General features: G+C 55.1%; 17 protein-coding genes. 8 read left to right on the top strand and 9 right to left on the bottom strand.

Going from position 1 to position 20,132, the window contains the following annotated elements:
• The first annotated feature begins 23 nt into the window (after positions 1–23).
• The 3 genes from AC3ZPD_RS11375 to AC3ZPD_RS11365 are packed head-to-tail and all read left to right on the top strand — an operon-like array spanning position 24 to position 2,062.
• Positions 24–623: a class I SAM-dependent methyltransferase gene (locus AC3ZPD_RS11375; RefSeq protein WP_490984412.1), complete on the top strand. Its 600-nt coding sequence runs from the start codon at positions 24–26 to the stop codon at positions 621–623.
• A gap of 31 nt (positions 624–654) precedes the next feature.
• Complete coding sequence (locus AC3ZPD_RS11370) at positions 655–1,695, top strand: glycosyltransferase family 4 protein (RefSeq protein WP_490984411.1); 1,041 nt, start codon at positions 655–657, stop codon at positions 1,693–1,695.
• Positions 1,696–1,711: 16 nt separating this feature from the next.
• On the top strand, positions 1,712–2,062 hold the full coding sequence (locus AC3ZPD_RS11365) for a hypothetical protein (RefSeq protein WP_490984410.1): 351 nt from the start codon (positions 1,712–1,714) through the stop codon (positions 2,060–2,062).
• A 113-nt stretch (positions 2,063–2,175) separates the two neighbouring features.
• On the opposite strand, the gene AC3ZPD_RS11360 is transcribed toward AC3ZPD_RS11365, so the two are convergent.
• The gene (locus AC3ZPD_RS11360; protein ID WP_490984409.1) at positions 2,176–3,243 is read right to left on the bottom strand and encodes a glycosyltransferase family 4 protein; all 1,068 of its coding nucleotides are present in this window, start codon (positions 3,241–3,243) and stop codon (positions 2,176–2,178) included.
• 185 nt (positions 3,244–3,428) lie between these two features.
• Between AC3ZPD_RS11360 and AC3ZPD_RS11355 the strand changes: the two genes are divergently transcribed.
• On the top strand, positions 3,429–4,478 hold the full coding sequence (locus tag AC3ZPD_RS11355; RefSeq protein WP_490984408.1) for a YhcN/YlaJ family sporulation lipoprotein: 1,050 nt from the start codon (positions 3,429–3,431) through the stop codon (positions 4,476–4,478).
• A gap of 92 nt (positions 4,479–4,570) precedes the next feature.
• Here AC3ZPD_RS11355 and nagA read toward each other — a convergent pair whose 3' ends face one another.
• The 3 genes from nagA to AC3ZPD_RS11340 are packed head-to-tail and all read right to left on the bottom strand — an operon-like array spanning position 4,571 to position 7,355.
• Positions 4,571–5,743: an N-acetylglucosamine-6-phosphate deacetylase gene (gene nagA, locus AC3ZPD_RS11350; RefSeq protein WP_490984407.1), complete on the bottom strand. Its 1,173-nt coding sequence runs from the start codon at positions 5,741–5,743 to the stop codon at positions 4,571–4,573.
• Complete coding sequence (gene nagB, locus AC3ZPD_RS11345) at positions 5,743–6,471, bottom strand: glucosamine-6-phosphate deaminase (RefSeq protein WP_490984406.1); 729 nt, start codon at positions 6,469–6,471, stop codon at positions 5,743–5,745. Before nagB ends, nagA begins: the two co-directional genes overlap by 1 nt.
• A 20-nt stretch (positions 6,472–6,491) precedes the next feature.
• Positions 6,492–7,355: a MurR/RpiR family transcriptional regulator gene (locus tag AC3ZPD_RS11340; protein ID WP_490984405.1), complete on the bottom strand. Its 864-nt coding sequence runs from the start codon at positions 7,353–7,355 to the stop codon at positions 6,492–6,494.
• 257 nt (positions 7,356–7,612) lie between these two features.
• Between AC3ZPD_RS11340 and AC3ZPD_RS11335 the strand changes: the two genes are divergently transcribed.
• Positions 7,613–8,056 (top strand): MarR family winged helix-turn-helix transcriptional regulator, encoded by a 444-nt coding sequence (locus AC3ZPD_RS11335; protein WP_490984607.1) that lies wholly within the window; start codon positions 7,613–7,615, stop codon positions 8,054–8,056.
• Positions 8,057–8,141: 85 nt separating this feature from the next.
• Here AC3ZPD_RS11335 and AC3ZPD_RS11330 read toward each other — a convergent pair whose 3' ends face one another.
• From AC3ZPD_RS11330 to efeO, 3 genes are read right to left on the bottom strand one after another with little or no spacing between them, the layout of a single operon-like run.
• The gene (locus AC3ZPD_RS11330) at positions 8,142–10,127 is read right to left on the bottom strand and encodes an FTR1 family iron permease (protein ID WP_490984404.1); all 1,986 of its coding nucleotides are present in this window, start codon (positions 10,125–10,127) and stop codon (positions 8,142–8,144) included.
• 39 nt (positions 10,128–10,166) lie between these two features.
• Entirely contained in the window at positions 10,167–11,507 is a 1,341-nt protein-coding gene (gene efeB / locus AC3ZPD_RS11325) for an iron uptake transporter deferrochelatase/peroxidase subunit (RefSeq protein ID WP_490984403.1), read from the bottom strand.
• Positions 11,508–11,511: 4 nt separating this feature from the next.
• Positions 11,512–12,444 (bottom strand): iron uptake system protein EfeO, encoded by a 933-nt coding sequence (gene efeO, locus AC3ZPD_RS11320; RefSeq protein ID WP_490984402.1) that lies wholly within the window; start codon positions 12,442–12,444, stop codon positions 11,512–11,514.
• Between the two features lie 244 nt (positions 12,445–12,688).
• Here efeO and AC3ZPD_RS11315 point away from each other — a divergent pair, with 244 nt between their 5' ends.
• Together AC3ZPD_RS11315 and glpK are read left to right on the top strand one after the other, a co-directional pair.
• Positions 12,689–13,273, top strand: coding sequence for a DoxX family protein (locus AC3ZPD_RS11315; RefSeq protein WP_490984401.1), 585 nt, complete (start codon positions 12,689–12,691; stop codon positions 13,271–13,273).
• 211 nt (positions 13,274–13,484) lie between these two features.
• Entirely contained in the window at positions 13,485–14,975 is a 1,491-nt protein-coding gene (gene glpK / locus AC3ZPD_RS11310; RefSeq protein WP_490984400.1) for a glycerol kinase GlpK, read from the top strand.
• 143 nt (positions 14,976–15,118) lie between these two features.
• Here glpK and AC3ZPD_RS11305 read toward each other — a convergent pair whose 3' ends face one another.
• Together AC3ZPD_RS11305 and AC3ZPD_RS11300 are read right to left on the bottom strand one after the other, a co-directional pair.
• Positions 15,119–16,750 carry a response regulator gene (locus tag AC3ZPD_RS11305; protein ID WP_490984399.1) on the bottom strand — a complete coding sequence of 544 codons (1,632 nt, stop codon included), beginning with the start codon at positions 16,748–16,750 and terminating at the stop codon, positions 15,119–15,121.
• Positions 16,747–18,498, bottom strand: a complete 1,752-nt coding sequence (locus tag AC3ZPD_RS11300; protein WP_490984398.1) for a sensor histidine kinase — start codon at positions 18,496–18,498, stop codon at positions 16,747–16,749. Before AC3ZPD_RS11300 ends, AC3ZPD_RS11305 begins: the two co-directional genes overlap by 4 nt.
• 241 nt (positions 18,499–18,739) lie before the next feature.
• Between AC3ZPD_RS11300 and AC3ZPD_RS11295 the strand changes: the two genes are divergently transcribed.
• Complete coding sequence (locus AC3ZPD_RS11295; protein WP_490984397.1) at positions 18,740–20,110, top strand: extracellular solute-binding protein; 1,371 nt, start codon at positions 18,740–18,742, stop codon at positions 20,108–20,110.
• The last annotated feature ends 22 nt before the right edge of the window (positions 20,111–20,132 follow it).

Genomic DNA, 20,132 nt, shown 5'->3' with positions numbered 1-20,132 from the left:
AAACGGCGAAAGGAGAGGATAGCTTGAACCATTATACGGAAGTTCATAACGCCAATTTCATCACGCTGCTCCGGCAGCAGTTCCGTTACTGCCAATCCGTGCTGGATGTCGGCTGCGGATTGGGACTCCTGTGGGACCATTACGACTGTAATATCATTGTAGCTTTGGATATTCACCGGCCTTATCTGGAGCATCTGCGCAAGACGCCGGCTTACGTGCTGCCGATCGTGGCCAATGCCCGCGACATCGGTTCGCTGCTGATGCCGCGGTCGCTTGATGCCGTAGCGCTGATTGACTCCTTGGAGCATCTTTCCAAACGGGAGGCGTTCCAGGTGCTGGATGCGGCGGAGAAGATTGCCCGCCAGCGGGTAATCATTTTTACGCCAAGAGGTTTTTTCCCGCAGGAAAGCCTGGATAACTACGGACTGAACGGCGAGAAGTTTCAGACCCATCAAAGCGGCTGGGAACCTGAGGAATTTATGGCGCGCGGATACAGGGTAATCGTGCTTAAAGGTTTTCACAACGCAAGAAACGCTTCATTCCGGGCCGCTTTCGGTGAAGGTGCGCCGCCGGTGGATGCCCTGCTTGCCTACAAAATCATTAAAGATGAAGGCATCCATTAGAGCGTTAATCGATCGGAGGAGGGGGCTTAAGATGCGTTTTACTTTTCCTATATTGACTTTATGCCAGGGAGGGGCGCAGCGGATGATCGCCGAACTGACGAACTGGCTCTCGTCAAAAGGTCATGAGGTTACGATTGTGATGCCGGTGCAGGGCGCGATTGAATACGCGATATCATCCAGGGTGCTGCGCGTGGAAAGAAGCGTGCTGAAGGCGGAGGATTTTCCTTACGCTGACGTGATCGTCTCTAATTTTTTTACAACCGTGCCGGTGTCGACGGAAGCCAGCGCCCAGGGCAAAGGGCTGCATATCCGGCTGGCCTTATGTTATGAGCCGGTTTTTCTAAGCGACAATTTTGCCTCTTTTCCCACCTATTCCATGACCGAACATCTGCTGGTTTTATCGCGCTGGCAGCAGCAGCTGATCCAGTTGATTCACGGCGTCGGCGGAATGATCGTGCCTGTGGGGATCAGCAGCTTTTTCTATAATATGAAGTTCCGGAACCAGCTTGCGCCGGGCCTTCGCATTTCCGCGGTTGTCCGCAAGTCTTCCCCAAGCTTCTCCTGGCACAGGGATCAGGAATATTTGCTGTATGAGCTGGCCAGGGTCAAAAATCTGTACCCGGACGTTGTCATCCAACTGATTTGTCCACCTGCGGAATATGCGGAATCGCCGGAGCTTCAGCAGCTGGGCGCAAACGGCCTATTCCAGATATCAACCCCTTCGGATGACACGGAACTGAGATACCTCTACAATACGGCGGATATCTTTGTCAGCTCAAGCGTTTACGATGCAGGAGGGCTGCCCGGACTTGAGGCGATGCGCTGCGGCGCCGCCCTGGTCACCTTGTATTCGGGCGGAGATACGGAATACTGCCGTCCCGAGGTGAATTGCCTGATGTCCTACCGGTACGAGAACCGGCTCGGGGAAGACCTTATTCGCCTTATCGTAGACCCGGTGCTGCGTTCGCAGCTTGCCGCTACGGGCGAAGCCGACTCCTATAAATTTACCTGGGACAAAAGCACCGCCGCATTTGAGCATGCGGTTGAAGTGCTGCTGACCCGAACAAGCTGAGAAAGGGGTGTTTCGGGTGGCGCGTTTTCAGACGGTTATCGGAAGATCCACGGCTCCTTTTGCCAGCCCGATTTATCTGATTGATGCCGTTGTGGCCAACAATGGGGTCGAACCTTTCGATGCCTGCATTTTAGGGCTGGTTAACGGGACTCCCCTTTTCCAGTTTGTATCGGGCGTAGCTCCATGCCACGAGCGCGGTTCCGTAATGCATATCCGGAACATGGGAATTTACGAGCCGATGCAGCTGATCATCACGACAAGCATAAATGTTTTGACGCATGCTTCGATCCGTATAGTGTTCCGGGATCAGGACGGAGAAATTCTGGGCATGTGGAACGAACTGAACGTGGAATGGACGGCTTCTTAACAAAATAAAGAGCATCCCGCCAAAAACGGGATGCTTTTTATTTTGCGCAGATGAATCAGAATTTCAACTAAGAATTCAGCTTCAGTCCTTATTCCTTAAAGCCAGCCGTCTCCTTAGCTTCCTAGTGCTTGAAGCGTCCGGATCAAAGAAGCGGCATAAACGTCCGGCGACAAATTCGCCTGAAGATGATGGTATCCGGCTTCGGACAGCTGTTCGCGAAGCGTTTTATCCTCCATCAGACGATGAGCTTTCCCGATAGCGGAAGCGATATCGCCAAGCGGATAGAAAAGGCCGGTCACATCCGGAAGGATAAAAGCGCGGACGCCGTCCGAATCCGTGCTCAGCACCGGACAGCGGCAGGCCATGGCTTCTCCGACCGCATAGCCGAACCCTTCCATTTTGGAGGTGGAAATGACCATGCCGCCCGAGGAGGCGATCAGCGAATAATGGTAAGGCATCTGATCGTTCGGCACGCTGTTCAGGCAGTGGAGGCTGCGGGTCATATTCAACTGCTGGACCAGTTCGCCGAAAGCGTTGCGTTCCCCAGGGGTGGCGAGCGTCTCATCCGTGTACATCCGGATTTGCAGCTCCGGTTTTTGCTGAAGCAGCCCGTAGCAGATAAACAGAAACTCCGACCAGTTTTTGTTGGGTTCAAGTCTGCCGATCCAAGCGATGATCGGATTTGCGGGAACCGGTACATCGAGCCTCTGAAAACGGCTCAGATCAATCATGTTCGGAATCACGAATCTCGGCACGCCCGGGCAGAGCAGATCGAACAATTCGGCCAAATGAGCGGTCGGGGGCATCAGAATGCCATTGGTATACCTCCGGATAAAGGGCTCAGCTTCCAGAACAGTTAAATAAGAGTCCTTCCACATGCCGAACCCTTGGCCTTCAAAAAGGATAGGTTTTATAAATCCGGCTTGACGCAGGCGGTAAGCCATGGTGAAATCCGAGGTCACGATGGCGGCGTCATACTGCTGCTGGTTCAGAATGGCGCTAAGTTCCGCATCCGAGTTGGTGATAAAAACGGGAATATCGGAAATATTTTGCAGGCCCGTTCCGGCCTGATTATACAGCAGATGGGCTTCGACGCCATGCTGGCGCAAAACCCGGCTGCGCATGCGGTTCAACGTTTCCACCCCGCCGCTTGGAATGAAGAAGGTAAACAATATTTTCAACGGCCCCTTCACCTCTAACCCTTGGAATTTGACGGTTAACAAGCTTCTATAGGGTACGTAAAGGCGTCTGCCAAGGTGTGGTCATGTGCCGGGCAAATGCTAAATTCTTTCTGGATATGCGGCCTTTATAAAGGTCATTCTATACCTGTCACTCATTATGCTTAATGGAAGGGGAATAACCATTTATGCGAGCGTCAAAAACTTTGGGTTTATCTTTGTCAGCAGCTCTTGTCGTCGGTATGGTCGGCCTTACCGGATGCGGCCAAAACCATAAGGTTGGTACGCAAGGCGTAAAAAATCAGACGGCCCACCGTTTGAATGTCAATGCTTACGACCAGGCCCGCGATAACCTGAAAAACATGAAATACAGCCAGGTGCTGAGTAAAAAAGTTACGGAACTCGGAAGCGTTCGTTCCGCCCATGTCATGACCTCCGGAGATGAAGCATTTGTAGCCGTCAACTTGAACAACGTGAATCCTTCGATGGGAGGAACCCGTGCTTCCGGCAATGCAACAGGTTCGGTTAATGAAATGAGCGTGCCTAGCCGCATGAACGGCATGCAGGGTCCAGGCGCTATGGGAACCGGCAACGTAACGGGACGTACATCTTCCCTGGGCCGTTCGATGGGACAAGGCATTAATCCAGGGGGCAGCGATTACCGTCCAAACGGCGCTGTAGGTTCTGCCCGCGGCCTGGACTTTACAAGCAACGTTAGCGGAGGCGCCAACCCAAATCCGGGCACCATTTATGACGGAACCAGACTCGGCGGAGGAATGGGGGCCCAGTCGGATAACCTGCCTCACGGCACCGCTGCCGGAAGAGGTTTCTCCACTTACGGCACAGCCGGCAATGCCAGTGCGATTCCTGCCGACGTTCGGAGTGAAATCGAACGTACCGTGAAACGCTCCGCTCCGCAAATCAAGCAGGTTTATATTTCGGATAACTCCGATTTCGTAAACCGCATGAGCAATTTAAGCACAAACGGCACAAGCGGAACTAACGGTACGAACGGCATCAATGGCACAAACGGCGTAAACGGCCGTGACGGAGGCATGACTCTGGGCAACAATCCGCTGACGAACGGCGCGCGGAATGTAACCGATGATTTGGCTGGCATGATCGACAGCCTGTTCCCGGAACGTTTGAGAAACCTGACCAATACCCATACCGGGAATACCGGTGTTTTCAACACCCCTAATCGTACCGACCGTTTTGATATGAACCCTAACCGCTAATCTTTAGCATGGCAAAAAAAGAGCATTCCATTCGCTGAAGCGATGCGGAATGCTCTTTTTATACCTGTTAACTCGTCAAAGGACGAATTAGCTCAATTGCGTTCCAAGCCTTTTACCCAAACCGACTGAAGCTCCAGCTTCTCATCGACTAACAGCAAGTCGGCTTGTTTACCCGTTTCGATCGAGCCCGTACGGTCGCTGATCCGAATCAGCCTTGCCGGATTGCCGCTGGCCGCTTCGGAGGCCCGCTCGATGCTGAGACCGACTTCCTGTACGAGGAACCGGAACCCCCGGATCATCGTCAAGGTACTGCCTGCCAGAGTTCCTTCGCTGTCTCTAAGCGTACATACGCCGTCTTTCATGACCACAGGCAGATCGCCGATCATGTAGTCGCCGTTTCCTAGTCCCGCTGCCGACATGGCATCGGTAATCAGCACCAGATTGTGGTTGTTTTTTACCGCTGCCAGCACGGAAATCACCGCAGGGTGCACATGAATGCCGTCCGCGATAATTTCCGCGCTCAGCTTCGGCGAGCTCAGAAGCGCGCCGGCAACGCCCGGCTTGCGGTGATGCATAGGCGTCATGGCGTTAAAAGTATGAACGGCATGATGCAGCCCGGCATCCGCCGCCGTCATCATTTCTTCGTAGGTAGCATCCGTATGTCCAGCCGCGGCTACAATGCCGCGTTCACGGAGATAGGTGATCAGTTCAAGCGCTCCGTCGCGTTCCGGAGCGAAGGTCACTTGTTTGATGAGTCCCGGATAACGGGCCTCCCATTCTTCAATCCAGGTCCGGTTCGGGTTGACGATATGCTCCGGATTTTGGGCGCCCGGCCATTTGGGGCTGATAAACGGCCCTTCCAGGTGTACGCCTTCCAGCTGGGCATAAGGCATTTCGCCGGACATAAACGTATGGACTTCGTCCAGAACCTGATCCAGCACGCCGCGCGGCGCCGTCATGGACGTAGCCAGCATGGCCGTTGTGCCCTGGGAGCAGTGAAACCGGGTAATCGCTTCAATTCCCTGCTGGTCCGCGCCGGTGAAATCGTGATGAACTCCGCCGTGGACATGAACGTCGATAAAGCCGGGCAGAATGTATTGGCCCTGCGCATCCACGGTTTCCGGATACGAGGCTAAAGTATGGGCCAGTGCCGAAGCGGCGCCGACAAACGTAATGACGCCGTCCCGCACGGCTACCGCTCCATCCTTAATGATCCCGGTTGGCGTAACGACCTGGCCATGGGTAATAACAAAAGATCGGCTCATCAAAGCAGACGCCCCGCTTCCTGGTCTACCAGCACAATGACGTTAGGGTGCAGCTGCAGCAAGGATGCCGGACAATGGGTGGTTACGGGACCTTGAAGAGCGCGTGCAATAACCTCGGCTTTCTCGGCGCCTCTGACCAGCAGCAGAATTTGTTTGGCATGCAGGATGGAAGCGATGCCCATGGTTATGGCCTGCGTAGGCACTTCGTCGATGGAAGAGAAGAAGCGGGCATTCGCCCGGCGTGTGCTTTCATCAAGCGTCACGACATGCGTGAAGCCTTCCAGTTCAGCCCCGGGTTCATTAAAGCCGATATGGCCGTTTAATCCGACACCGAGGATCTGCAGGTCCACACGTCCGGCTTTTTGCAGCAACTCCGTATATGCAGCGGCAGCTTGCTTCGGATCGGGCGAGGAGCCCATCGGAACGTGGGTATTTTCCAGCCGGATATCGACATGGTTAAACAGCTTTTCATTCATAAACCGGCGGTAGCTTTCCGGGTGATCGTCCGGGAGACCGACGTATTCGTCAAGGTTGTAGCTTTGCGCCTGCGCGAAGCTGACGGAGCCTTCCTTGTAAAGCTCGACCAGGCGTCCATACACGCCTACGGGCGAGCTGCCCGTTGCCAAGCCCAGCAGGGCTTTCGGATTGCTTTGCAGAAGGCTGGCGACAATACCTGCCCCGATGTCGTTAAACTGATCTTCGTTTTGCGCTTTAATGATGTTTGGCATCTTAAAATTCCTCCAATTGGTTAGCGGTAACTGCGCACATTGTGATAAGAATGTTCAAGCTTGGGAACGAAATCTTCAAAACCGGAGCTGACCATGCCCATGAACAAAATATCGATGATATGGAGCTGGGCAATCCGGGAGGCCATATCGCCGCGGCGCATCCCTTCCTCGAGCGAGGAGGAGAACAGCGGAATATCCGCCAGGGAGGCCAGCGTGCTGCTTCCGTAATGAGTCAGGCAAATCGCGGTAGCGCCGCTGTCTTTGGCGCATTTTAAGGCGGCTATCGTTTCCGGCGTTTCGCCGGAATAGGAGACGGCGATAGCAACGTCCCCTTCCTTAAGGCTGGAAGCCGACGTAATTTGCATATGGGAATCTGCAAATGCGGTGCTGTTTTTGCCGATCCGGATCAGCTTTTGGTAAAAATCCTGGGCTACGATGGACGAGGTGGCGACACCGTAAAGATCGATCCGTCCCGCCCGGCAAAGCGCTTCAACCGCTTTCTGCAGCTGCTGAATATCCAGCAGCCTGGTGGTATCGGTGATCGAAGCGACGTGGTTGGCCTCCATGGCTGAAGCTATCGTCTGCAGGTCGTTTCCGGCGATGACGTCCTGGTAAGCGTTATGCGCCGGCTTTTGGGCCAGCTCGCTGGCCAGCTTCATTTTAAAATCCGGATAACCCTTAAAATGAAAAGCTTTGCAGAACCGGGTTACCGTGGAAGGGCTGACTCCGCATTGCTCCGCCAGCTCCGTAATCCCCAAATGGATGACCGCGGACGGGAAAGCCAAAATATGCTCGCCGATCCGGCGCTCCTGCTGGGACAGCTGCTGCAGATGTTCTTGTACGGCATGTAGTATTGGCGTAGAAACGGTCGGAATATCAATCACCTTCTCATTTTACATTCGGAAAATAATTTTTATAATTACAATGAACTTCATGAAAATAATTTCGATTACATCTTAGTTGATTTTCGTCGCGGATGCAAGCGGGCAAAACAGGTTTTTTGTCGAATAATAGGAGCTGAGAGCACGGATATTAAAGGAAGCATTGAGATATCCGGTTAGTTAGGTTAAATTTATAGTGAAGGTTGTTGGTGGATGGCTTGGAAAGCGAACAGCGGCAGAGAGGGGGCAGACCCGTGGAGATGGATCTGGACCACTATATTGAACGGCTGCAAAACGGCTGGACAAAAACGTTTAAGCAAATTGAAAACGACATTATGAGGCATAAGGAGCTTGGACTGACCGGTCCGCAGTTCCACATGCTGATTTACATTTACCGCAAAGGACTTTGCAAGGTCAGCGATCTCGCCGAGGCCCTTGACGTTAAGCCGAGCGCCATCACCGTAATGCTGGACAGACTGGTGCAGAACGGGTTTGTGGAGCGCCGGCATGACAAGGAGGACCGCAGGGCCGTTTTGGTTTCCCTGACGGAATACGGCAACCGGGCGATGGAGGAAGGCCGCGAGAAATCGATCCGGATTGTGAAATGGTATTTGAAACAGCTGGAAATGTCGGAAGTGGAGAGCCTGGTCACGATCGTCGAGAAGTTTTCGGTGATGGAGAAACCGCCTTGGCTTCAAAAATAAAGATCCCCTCAGGTAGGCAGCGGACAGGAACGTCGGAGACGGACCTGCAGCCGAATACCAAAGGGGATTTTTTGTTTTGCATTGATTAACCGGCCGCCGTTTTTTTGCCGGCGTCGGTTTTCTTTTTTCCCGGGCGGTATATAAAGGAAACAAGAATTCCCGCCAGCAGCAGACCCTGCGGAATAAACGTCTCCCAAGTCGGGTAAACGCCCAGCCAGCCTATGGTCGGAAGGCCGCTTTGACTGTGGGCCGGCAATTTGCCGGCGATCTGCAGGGCATGCAGGCTTTCGCCGAGGAACCGGATCACCAGATAATAGATCAGCACGGTAGCCGTCAGGAAAAAAGGACGGATCGGCAGCCAGCCGCTGAACCGGATGAGGACGTAACCCAGCACCACAAGTCCGGCCAGGGCGCCGGCAATGCCCAGAACCAGCTGACCCGGAGTGATGGAAGGGGCCATTCCGATGTAAAAGATCGCAGTCTCCGCTCCTTCGCGCAAAATAGCGAGCCCGGAAAGGACAAACAGCGACCACAAGCTGCCGCGGGCAATCGCGCCGCCGACCTGTCTGGAAATGTAATCGTTCCAGGCGTTGGCGCTTGATTTGCCATGGAGCCAGGCACCGATGGTCAGCATCATGACGACCGCGAACAGGCCCGTGATGCCTTCGGTCAGCTCCCGCGTGCTGCCGGAGGCGGCGCGGGAGACGGCAAAGGTAAGCAGCAGGGCCAGCAGGCCGCTGAGCACAAGCCCGGTCAAAGCGCCGGACCAGATGAATGTCCGGGCCGGTTTATTGTCCGCCCGCTTGGCAAACGCCAGCAAAGCCGCGACGACCAGGATGGCCTCAAGGCCTTCCCGCAGCATGACAAGCGCGGCGTCCCAGGCGCTGTAGGCCGTCACCTCGGAAATCGGCTTCAGCTCGTCCAGCATTTGCCCGATGACCGTTTTGGCTTTAACGGTATTCGGAGGAGCCGAAGCCAGGTAACCCAGAGCTTCCGTCATCCGGTTCTCCGTATTCTGATAAGCGGACGGGGAGGAGATGGAGACCTCGCCTTCAACGGAGGGCCACATCTCGATAAAGAGGTTCAGCTTCTCCTGGGCCCCGTTTGAATCGTCCGCATCGATCCGGGTCGAGGCTTCCTGCAGCAAGGCAACTGCATCGCTAAGCGAAACCTTGCCCCCGGCGTCCGGGCTCTCCGCCGGCTCGTTATCCAGCTTGCCGTCCAGGTAATCCTGCAGCATCGCGTTCATTTCGCTCAGCTCGGAGGCCGCCTGATCGGCTTTGGCCGGTTCGGCCTGCAGCGCGACGCGGATCAGGCTCATTTTGGTTTCGAGCTTGCTGTAAAGCCCGAAATGCGCCTGGCGGATCGGGTTCTCCAGCCGGGTCCAGCCGCTTGTTACGGCTTTGTAATCCCGTTTGGCCGCTTCGAGGTCCGCTTGCTGCAAATCGTCGCCCACCTTCCGGCTTAAGATGAGCAGATCCCCGGCGGACTGTTTGCCTGCATCCGCAGTGGCGGCTCCGCTTGTGCTGCCGCTGCCCCCGTCTGCTGCGCCTCCCGCTGAATCCGTAAAGGTATTTACGTCTTTAGCCAAAGTCGATAACGCTTGGTTCGCACTGTCCTTGTCTTTGGCGGAAATCGCATGTTCCGCCGCGGCCGCTTCCGAGCGGATACGGCTGTCCACGTCCTTCGGGGAGGAGATTCCCCGCCAGGCCGCTTGGAATCCGGCCAGCTCGTCCGCCGCTTCCGCCCAATCCCCGCTTCCCGCCGCGACCAAAGCCCCGCCGACCAGCGGCAGCAAATCGTCCGCCGCTGTCTGATCCGGCTGTCCTGTTGTAGCAGAGGTGACAACTGCGGCCGCTGCCGTGGCTTGCTCTGACTGTCCGGCACTGGCCGCAGCCGTCGCCATCGTCTCCGATTCCGCAAACACCACGGCTGCGCCGCCTGGTAACCATAAGGCGGCAGCCAGCAAAGCCGCCGCAAATCCGGCGCAGGAAAACCGCTTGGCGATTGCGCCTCTATTTTTTGTCCGCGGATGCCGGTACGTATGTTTCCTTTGAGTTATTTGTTCCATAAGACGTCCTTCTTTCTGTCGTCTATTCCCGGCTTTTGGTTAGAGCAGCTGTTGTCCGATATAGCCGCCCTCCGGAACGCCGGGGAAGCAGGCGAAACTTGCGCTTCCAATATGGGAGATATATTCGTTCAGCTTGTCGCTGGCCGCCAAAATCTTCTGCATGGCGATAAATTGCTTCCGGACGTCCCGCTGGAAACAGACAAAAAACAATCCCGCATCCAGCTGTCCCGTTTTGGCATCCAGGCCGCTGGAATAGGAGTAAGCGCGGCGCAGGAGTTTGGTGTTTCCGTCCATATGCGCGAGCCGGGAATGGGCATCCACGGGAATAGCCGGTTTGCCTGAAGCATCTTTGGCATTAAAATCGAGCGGATCAAATTCATCATGGGCGCCGAGCGGAGCCCCGCTGTCCCGGTAACGGCCAAACGTCTGCTGCTGATCGTCCAGGGTAGACCGGTCCCAGATCTCAAGCCGCATCCGGATCCGTCTCACGACCATATAACTTCCGCCGGCCATCCAGGGGGCCCCGTCACCCGGTTGAGCCCATACCACCCGTTCCATCAGGGCGCTGTCGTTTACGTCCGGATTGCCCGTCCCGTCTTTAAATCCCATCAGGTTCCGCGGCGTGCCCCCGGCCGGTTCGGCAGCCATCGTCCGCTGGAAACCTTCCTGCGTCCAGCGCAGCACGGCCGTGCCCCGGGCGATCCGGGCCAGGTTGCGCACCGCATGGAACGCCACCTGCAGATCGTCCGCGCAGACCTGGACGCCGAGATCCCCGCCGCACCATTCCGGCTGCAGCGCGTCGCCGCGGAAATTCGGCAGATCCGGGAAAGCGGCCGGCCGTTTGCCTGCCAGGCCAAACCGGCCGTCAAACAAGGAAGGGCCGGCGCCGAAAGTAAGGGTCGTTTTGGAAGGGGTTAATCCCGCCGCTTCCCCGGTATCGGCGGGAGGCAGATTCGGATTGGTATTGGAGGGCCCGTCGCCGAGCATCGTCCCTTGCGTCATGTCTGCGGCTGCGGCCGTCCATTTTCTGAACAGCTCCCGCACATCCTCCAGCTTGGAGGTGGTTAGGTCAAAAGCTGCGAAACACATAAAGTTTTGCGAAGGCGTTATAATGCCTGCCTGATGGCTGCCGTAAAAAGAGTACCGCTCCCCGTCCGCACTTCCGGCGTTCAGCACCTTTTTGCGGCGGGCCGCAGCCTGCGTCCCGCTAAAGATCGCTCCGGCGGCCCCGCCGCCAAGCAGGAGGCCGAGGCCGCCGACGCCGGCCATTTTCAGCACGTCCCGCCGGCTTACGGGCTTATTCAGCAGAGAACCGGGCGCCTTGGCAGGCGTCCCGGTTTCGTTATGATTTATGGAAGATTGCGCTTCTTTTTTCTTCATTCGTTTACACTCCCAGCAAAGTTCCCATTTGAGACAGCGGCTCGGCCAGCGCGTCCAGGTTTTGGCTCAATTTACGCACTTCGTCTTCTTTCAGCACATCGTAAGAGACATAACCGCCGTCTTTGGCATAGGCATTCAGCTCATCCTGCAGCGTTTTGAAGCTGCTGTCGATTTTTTGGCTCAGCTCCGCGTCTTTGTCTGCCAGGCTTGGCTTCAGCAGTTCGTAAATTTTTTGCGCGCCTTCCACGTTAGCGGCAAAATCGTAGAGGTCGGTCCGGGAATAGCGGTCTTCTTCCCCGGTTACCTTTGAAGTGGAGACTTCGTTCAGAAGCTCAACCGCTCCGGTAACGAGCAGGGAAGGGTCGATGTCGACCGTTTCGACCTTGGCGCGCAGCAGCTTGGTATCGCTCAGCAGACGGTCGGCAAATTCCTGGGTGCCGTCGGTCGTTTTGTCTGCCCACAGGGCTTTCTCCAGGCGATGGAAGCCGCGCCATTCGGCAGGATCCACGTCCCCGTCGCGGGCATCGATGTTGGGATCCAGATCGCCCAGTGCTTCGGCAATCGGTTCGATCCGTTCATAATGCATTCTGGCAGGGGCGTAAAGCTTTTTGGCTTCCTCGATTTTCCCGCTGTTGACGGCATCCACAAAAGCGCCTGTATCCTTCACAAGCGCGTCCGTTTCCTGAATAACGTAAGCCCGGTAGCTGTCGATTGCCGGGGTTAAGTCGACGCCGCCGGAGGCTGACGTGGAATCCGCCGCAGAGCCGTCGGCTGAAGCGGAGGAGGCGGAAGCTTCCGTTCCGGCGGCATTGGCAGTATTGGCAGAATTGGAGGAAGCGTCCGTTTCCGCTGGGCCGTTCTGGCTGTTGCTGGAACAGCCGGAAGCCATTAATACGGCGGCTAAAGCCGTAATCCCTAAAGAATAACGAAAATTCATATTCATGCTCCTTTATGTCATTTAGTTGATAATGATTATCAATCGCAAAGTGATAAATCTATCATATTCAGACCTTTGTATCTCGTCAATCCCTCTGCGAGAAAAAGCGAAATTTATTATTTTATGATGTCAGAAAATATTGGAAAGGGTACAATAGGAAAATAAGGACATTTTCGGGTCTGACGGTATAAAAGAGTATGTCCCGCCCGATAATGAAAAGAAGCATTGAAAGGAGAGATGACTTATGAATAAATCCCTTGACCCTGGAAATTTGTACGGGAAAGAAATCATTGTTCCGGAAAATCCGGTGTCGCGTTTCCTGTTCTCCAGCACGCGTTCCGCCTGGATCTGGCTAATTATCCGTTTATACGTCGGTTATGAATGGCTGTCGGCAGGCTGGGAGAAAGTGAATTCAGATGCCTGGGTCGGCTCCAAGGCCGGAACCGGGTTGTCGGGTTTTCTGCAGGGGGCGCTGACCAAAGCCCAGGCGGGCGGCGAACATGCAGACGTGACCGGATGGTACGCCTCCTTTCTGAGGGAGTTTGTGCTGCCGAATGCCAAAGTTTTTTCCTATCTGGTTGCATTTGGTGAAGTGCTTGTCGGGATCGGATTGATTGTAGGTTTATTGACCGGCATTGCCGCTTTCTTTGGCGGAGTAATGAATGTCAGCTATTTGTTCGCCGGTACGCTCAGCACCAATCCGATTTTGTTCGTGCTGGCGACCTGGCTCGTCATGGCTTGGAAGGTGGCCGGCTGGTACGGGCTTGACCGCTGGGCGCTGCCGAAGCTGGGAACGCCTTGGCGCAGGAGACTGACGGACCGGGATTAAGGAGAGGTACCGGCCCTTATTTGTACAAGCTTTGGAGTAAAATTTCTCATGCCCCGCGTTGCGGGGTTTTTTATTTGCTCAAGGAGGCTGCAGAAGCAAAAAAGCGAAGCCGCTCGAGCTGGTGTGACTTTTTTTACAAATCCGCGGCTTTCTCTTACTATAACTATATAAAGGGGTAAAACTCATCCAAGAGGACGGGGAGGAACGGATAATGGGGCAATATATCATGGCTCTGGATCAAGGCACGACCAGCTCGCGGGCTATTTTATTCGACAGGGAAGGACGGATGGTGCATTCGGCGCAGCACGAGTTCCCGCAATATTTTCCAAAGCCGGGTTGGGTGGAGCAAAATGCCAATGAAATCTGGGGTTCCATTTTGGCGGTGATTGCCTCTTGTTTGTCGGAGTCGGGCGTGAAGGCTGCGGACGTCAGCGGCATCGGGATCACCAACCAGCGGGAAACCGCTGTCGTCTGGGATAAAAATACCGGCATCCCCATCTACAACGCGATCGTCTGGCAGTCCCGGCAAACGTCGGAGATTTGCGAGGATTTGAAACGGCGGGAGCTGCAGGAGCTTTTTCATCAAAAAACAGGCCTGCTTATCGATCCTTATTTCTCCGGCACCAAAGTGAAATGGATTCTGGATCACGTCGAAGGCGCAAGGGAGCGGGCGGAACGCGGGGAGCTGCTGTTCGGCACCGTCGATTCCTGGCTGATCTGGAAGCTGTCCGGCGGTCTTGCTCATGTGACCGACTACTCGAACGCTTCGCGCACGCTGATGTACAACATTCACGAGCTGGGCTGGGATGAGGAGCTGCTCGAAATTTTGGACATTCCGAAAGCGATGCTGCCGAAGGTCCGCTCGTCCTCCGAGATTTATGCCCACACGGTGGAATATCATTTCTTCGGCGCCAGGGTGCCGATCGCGGGGGCGGCGGGAGACCAGCAGGCGGCTTTGTTTGGCCAAACCTGTTATGAAGAAGGCATGGTCAAAACGACCTACGGCACGGGCTGTTTTATGCTGATGAACACCGGCAGCAGACCCGTGGACTCGGAACACGGCCTCATCACCTCTATTGCCTGGGGAATAAACGGCAAAGTGGAATATGCGCTGGAGGGCAGCATTTTTGTGGCGGGTTCTGCGGTGCAGTGGCTGCGCGACGGGCTGCGGATGATCAAATCGGCCAAGGACAGCGAGACGTATGCGCAGAGAGTTGCCTCTACGGAAGGCGTGTACGTGGTGCCGGCTTTTGTTGGACTGGGCAGCCCTTATTGGGACAGCGACGTCCGGGGCGCCGTGTTTGGTTTGACGCGCGGCACCAGCAAGGAGCATTTTATCCGCGCGACGCTGGAATCGCTTGTGTACCAAACGAAAGACATCCTGCAAGCGATGGAGCAGGATTCAGGCATCGAGGTGCCGACGCTGCGCGCCGACGGCGGGGCGGTGGCCAACCGCTTCCTGATGGAGTTTCTCAGCGGACTGCTGGATGTGCCGGTCGAGGTGCCGGAAATCAGCGAAACGACGGCGCTTGGCGCGGCGTATCTCGCCGGCCTGGCCGTCGGCTTCTGGAGCGGCCGCGAGGAAATCTGCAGCAAATCGAAGCTGGCGCAGCGATATGAACCGGCAATGCCGCAGGAGGAGCGGGAAGCTTTGTACAGCGGCTGGAAAAAAGCCGTTCAGGCCGCGATGGCATTTAAATAAGCAGGGGCGGCGGCTGAACAGCTTTGCGGCTGGCTTCGGCCATGGCCCTGGTCTTGGCTTTGGCCCGGTTTGGTAAGCTTCAGCCTTGCCAGCTTTGCCAGCTTTGCCGACCGCCGCCTGCTCCTGCTGGAAGAAGGCTCAAGCTAAAAAGGCAGGGACTGCCGCTGCGCCCGGATATCTTTAAATTCTTTGGGCGAGCAGCCCACAAACCGTTTAAACATTTGCGAGAAATAGCGGTAGTCCTTATAACCTACCTTTTCGGCGACCGAATAGGTTTTGGCACCCGGCTCGGTGAGCAGCGATTTGGCTTTTTCGATGCGGAACCGGTTGAGCCATTCCACGAAATTGATGCCCATTTCCTCTTTGAAGATCCGGCTCAAATAATTGGGCGTTACATAAACGGCCTCGGCCACGCAGGCCAGATTCATCTCCCGTTCGTAGTTGTCTTCGATGTAGCGCAGGGCCGTAGCGATGATTCCTTTGAATTTCCGGTTCCGGTTATCCTGCACAAGCTCGCCGAGGCGTCCAAACAAACCGCTCACCCAGCTGTGCAGATCCTTCAGCGTATCCAGCTTCTCCATCTCCTGATACGGATTAAACGACGCGCCGATCACTTGGCTGATGTCCATGCCCATTTCTTCGACCCCGCTGGCCGAAATGAGAATCAGCCTGCCGCAGATGCCCTTTATTTTCTGCTCGTCGGCCTGTGCCTCCTGGAAACGGTCGAAGATAGGGTCCAGCGCGGCTTGCAGACCCGCCAAATCCAGCGTTTTGAGGCAGTTTACGATTGCTTTTTCTTCATCGGACGGGTACAGCACGGTTTGCGAACCGGAGGCGGCTTCGGGTCTCTGCTGGTAATGGATCAGGCTGTCCTTGCCCCGGTACAGCTTCAGCTTCAGGGCGGAATAAGCTTCGGCGTAGCTGGCTCCAAGCTCCGCCAGGTTTCGGCGGATGGAACCGATGCCGATGGAGACGGACAGCTTTAAGTATTTTTTCACGCCATGCTGAATGTCTTTGCCTATGCTGTCTATAAGCACGGGAGTCATCCCGTCCTCGCAGACCAGCCCGACCAAATGGTCGAATTCGCTATAGCAGACTAAACCTGGTGCTTTTGAGAGCAAGAGCTCCTCCGCGATGTTCATAACGGAGAACCGCAGCAGCTCTTGTTTGGCGGCCGGCTGACCGGCGGTCATCATGGCGAAATCGTCGATGCCGATGGCCAGCACGGCAAACCGGTCTCCCGAAAGCCGGATTCGGAGCTGCTCCGCTTTTTCCCGGAACGCCTCCGGGGACAGGAGCTGCCCCTTTAAAAGGCGGTTTACAAAGTCGGATTTAATCAGCGGATAATTTTCATTGAACGCCAAATCTAGCGACAAGCGGCTGCGAGTGGCGGCTTCGTGCTGCTGAATCTCTTCCCGGAGCCGGCCGAGAAGCGCGATCAGTTCCTCGGCTCCAACCGGTTTGAGCAGATATTCCTGTGCGCCGAGGCTCATGGCTTCTTTGGCGTAGGAAAAATCCTCATAGCCGCTCAAAATAACGATCCGCGTGTCCGGCAGCTCGCTCCTGATGCGGCGCGACAGCTCCAGCCCGTCCATCAGCGGCATCCGGATATCCGTAAGCACCACATGCGGTTTGGTTTGCCGGGCCTGCTCCAGCGCTTCGACACCGTTTGCGGCCTCGCCCACAATTTCTATCCCGTATCGGCTCCATTCAATCGAGGAACGGATACCTCTTCTTATCACCGCTTCGTCATCCACCAGCAGCAGTTTTATCATGAATTTCGTCCTCCTCGGTTCATAGGTTGCCGGACAATAACGGTCATTCCGCTGCCCGGAGAAGTGAGAAAACGGATCCCGAAGCCGGAGCCGAATTTGAGCTGGATCCTGTCGTTGACGTTTTTGATCCCGAATCCCCGGTTCCCGTCCTCCGGCTGCTCCAACAGCGCGTTCATCTCCGCTTCGTCGGCGCCGCTCCCGTCATCGGCGATCCGGTAAACCAGCTCGCCGTCTTCCGGGGCAACCGTGATGCGGATCGTGCCGCCGGAGCCTTTCTTCTCAATGCCGTGCGCAATGGCGTTTTCGACCAGCGGCTGCAGCACGAGCTTGACGACCTGGCAGTCGAGCGTGTCCGGCTCCACTTCGATCTCGAACCGGATGCTGTCCTCGAAGCGTTTTTTCTGAATCGTAATGTAGGATTGCAGGTGTTCGATTTCTTTCTCCACGGTGGTCAACTCGTTTCCGCTGTTCAGGCTGAGCCGGAACAATTTTGACAGCGCTTGCACCAGCTCGGAGCTTTCAAAAGCTTTTTCCATCCGGCACATCCAGTAAATCGTATCCAGCGTGTTATAAAGGAAATGAGGGTTAATTTGCGCCTGCAGCGCCTTCAGCTCGGCCTCCTGCTGTTTGATCTGCCCGGTATAGACCTCATTAATCAGCTCGCCCAGCCGTTTGGACATCCGGTTGAAGGTGGTGCCGATCAAAGCGATTTCGTCGTTGCCTTTAACCGGAATGCTGACGTTGAAGTTTTCTTTTTCCAGCGTCTTCATGGACTTCCGTATCCGGTTCAAGGGGCTGAGCACCCGGTGCGAGAACAGGACGATCATAAGCAGGCACAAGAAAAAACAGATCAATACGGCGTAAACGGTAATGTCCCGGATCATTCTGGAATCGCTGGAGAGCTCCTCCACGGGCACCAGGTTGACGAGCTTCCAGCCGGGCCGCGAAAGATCGTAATAGGTTTCGATATAAGCGCTTCCGTCGATGCTGGCTTTGAAATAGCCGTTTTTCTCCCGGTACAGCCGGGGGTCGTCGTATTTGCCTTCCAGCACCCAGCCGATTCTGGATTTATCGAGAGAGGAGATTACCTTTTTTTGCTCGTCGATAATAAAAAAATCGCTGTTTGCGCTCAGTACCCGATCCTTGTAAATATCGGAGATTTCCTGCTCGGCCACGTTGATTTTAATAATGGCAAGGTTGGAGGCGATATCGTCGATATTTTTCAGCATCTTGACGTAAGAAATGACCTTAAGCGGCGAACCGTCGTATTGCGTGACCTCGTCGGCAATCCATATTCCCTCCCCGCGCAGATCGATTAACCGCTGTTTCATGGCCGGGCTGATCCGGTTGGCGCTGCTTGCGGAATCGAAGGATAAACCGTTCGTTCCGTCGACGTAGATGGAATAGATGTTCGTGCGGAATACGGCGAAATTGTTGACCTGGTTCTGGGCGGCCAGCAGATAGTTCCGCGAGCGGTGGATTTCCGTTTCCGGAATCATAAAAAATTTCATGAAATCCTTGTTCTGCCACAGATATAAAGCCGAATTGCCCATATCGCTGAAGACGAAATTAATGTTCTCCCCGATTTGCTGCACCGTTTTCAGGTTGGACAAGCTGACCTTTTCCTCAATGACGTCCGTCGATTTCAGGTACGAGAATCCGCTTACAAGAATCAGCGGCACCAGCACGATCAGCAGGGAAAAAATCAGGAATTTATATTGGAGGCTGAAAAAACGGATTTTAAACATAACTCCTCCTACTCTCTCAATCCGGCGTTTTCTCTAAAGCCAAACAACTCTTTCTATAAAAAATATAAGGTCGCCCGGCTTCTTTGGCAAAGGGATTTTGGCTTTTTGCACGCGCTTTGGGCACATTCGAATAAAACGTCAACATTTGTGTAGAAATGCTGCCTGTTGAAAATCTGTCCTCGTCTATACAATTAGAACCGTAGCCAGGCTAACATTAACAACCCTATTCAAGGAGGCAGTCATGAACAAAAAAACACGGAGGATCATCGGTCTTCAGCTTACGCTTGCGCTGGTCATCGCTTTGCTGGCCGGCTGCGGAGGAAACGGAAACAACGCTTCGGGCGGCTCCTCGCAGTCTGCGGGCAGCGGCGGCCAGTCAAACGCGTCATCCGGCGAACCGGTCAAGGTCAGCTTCATGAATCTATGGTCCAAGGACAGCACCGAAAACATCGCGATCACGGTCCGGGAGCAGCTGGCCAAGTTTCAGGCGGAAAACCCCGACATCATCGTGGAGGAAGAATCGATCGGCGATCAGAACGCTTATTATACGAAGCTGAAAACGCTCGCCGCATCCAACGATCTGCCCGATATTTTCATCAGCAAAGGTTCGGAGCTGGCGATGTTCGCCCGCAACGAAACGGTAGCTCCGCTGGACGACATGCTGGGGGAAGACGCGGCATGGAAAGACGGCTTTCTGCCTTCGGCCTTCAACGATTTAAGCAGCGGCGGAAAAACGTTCGGCGTGCCATATTCGATGCTCGCTACGTCCGTTGTCTATTACAACAAACAGATCTTGGCGGACGCCGGCTTCACCTCGTTCCCCAAAACCTGGAGCGAATTTGAAAGCGCTGTAGCGGCGATCAAGGAAAAAGGCATCATCCCGATTGCGCTCGGCAACAAGGAGCAGTGGGTGGCCGAATCCTGCATTCTCAGCGCGCTTGGCGACCGGTACACGGGCTCCGACTGGTTTAACGGCATCAATACCAAAGCAGGGTCCAAATTTACGGATCCCGATTTCGTAAAAAGCCTGGCCACGCTGCAGAATCTGGCTAAGGAAGGCGCCTTTAACGCCGATCTGAACAGCATCAACAACGACCAGCAGAAGACGCTTTATTACAACGGCAAAGCCGCGATGTTCATCGAAGGCAGCTGGGCGATCGGAGCCGTTGCTTCTGCTCCCAAGGAAATCGCCGACAACACGGAGGTAGCCGTGCTTCCTTCCGTCGACGGAGGCAAAGGCAGCCCGCAGGCCACGTCGGGCGGGGCCGGCTCGGGTTATGCGGTCGGCGTGAAAGGCTACGAGACCAAGAAGGAAGCCATCGCGAAGGTGCTTAAGGCGATCAGCGGAGAAGAATTCGCCAAAAGCCTGGCCGAAAAAGGCGAACCGGTCGCCTACAAAGTGGGCGATTACGACAAGTCCAAGGTCAGCGCTTTGGCCGTCAAATACGGCGAGCTTTCCTCAGGCCTGCAGTTTACGCCGATCTACGATTCTTACCTCAGCCCGGCGGTCGTCAGCGTGATGAACTCCGGTTTGCAGGATTTGATGATCGACGGGGTAACGCCGGAGGAGCTGGCTAAAAAGATCCAGGCGGAATACGAGAAGGAAAACTGACTAGAGAATTCGCGCCGCTTGG

The sequence above is a fragment of the Paenibacillus mobilis genome, assembly GCF_058267595.1.
The sequence above is the reverse complement of the archived record's forward strand: the minus strand, read 5'-3'. Positions and strand labels throughout refer to the sequence as shown.

Bases quoted from the DNA above. Each gene is read 5' to 3' on its own strand.
- AC3ZPD_RS11370 (WP_490984411.1), top strand. From the start codon at position 655: ATGCGTTTTACTTTTCCTATATTGACTTTATGCCAGGGAGGGGCGCAG.
- AC3ZPD_RS11335 (WP_490984607.1), top strand. From the start codon at position 7,613: ATGGATCTGGACCACTATATTGAACGGCTGCAAAACGGCTGGACAAAA.
- AC3ZPD_RS11315 (WP_490984401.1), top strand. From the start codon at position 12,689: ATGAATAAATCCCTTGACCCTGGAAATTTGTACGGGAAAGAAATCATT.
- AC3ZPD_RS11300 (WP_490984398.1), bottom strand. From the start codon at position 18,498: ATGTTTAAAATCCGTTTTTTCAGCCTCCAATATAAATTCCTGATTTTT.
- efeB (WP_490984403.1), bottom strand. From the start codon at position 11,507: ATGAAGAAAAAAGAAGCGCAATCTTCCATAAATCATAACGAAACCGGG.
- AC3ZPD_RS11305 (WP_490984399.1), bottom strand. From the start codon at position 16,750: ATGATAAAACTGCTGCTGGTGGATGACGAAGCGGTGATAAGAAGAGGT.
- AC3ZPD_RS11355 (WP_490984408.1), top strand. From the start codon at position 3,429: ATGCGAGCGTCAAAAACTTTGGGTTTATCTTTGTCAGCAGCTCTTGTC.
- AC3ZPD_RS11295 (WP_490984397.1), top strand. From the start codon at position 18,740: ATGAACAAAAAAACACGGAGGATCATCGGTCTTCAGCTTACGCTTGCG.
- glpK (WP_490984400.1), top strand. From the start codon at position 13,485: ATGGGGCAATATATCATGGCTCTGGATCAAGGCACGACCAGCTCGCGG.
- nagB (WP_490984406.1), bottom strand. From the start codon at position 6,471: ATGCCAAACATCATTAAAGCGCAAAACGAAGATCAGTTTAACGACATC.
- AC3ZPD_RS11330 (WP_490984404.1), bottom strand. From the start codon at position 10,127: ATGGAACAAATAACTCAAAGGAAACATACGTACCGGCATCCGCGGACA.
- efeO (WP_490984402.1), bottom strand. From the start codon at position 12,444: ATGAATTTTCGTTATTCTTTAGGGATTACGGCTTTAGCCGCCGTATTA.
- nagA (WP_490984407.1), bottom strand. From the start codon at position 5,743: ATGAGCCGATCTTTTGTTATTACCCATGGCCAGGTCGTTACGCCAACC.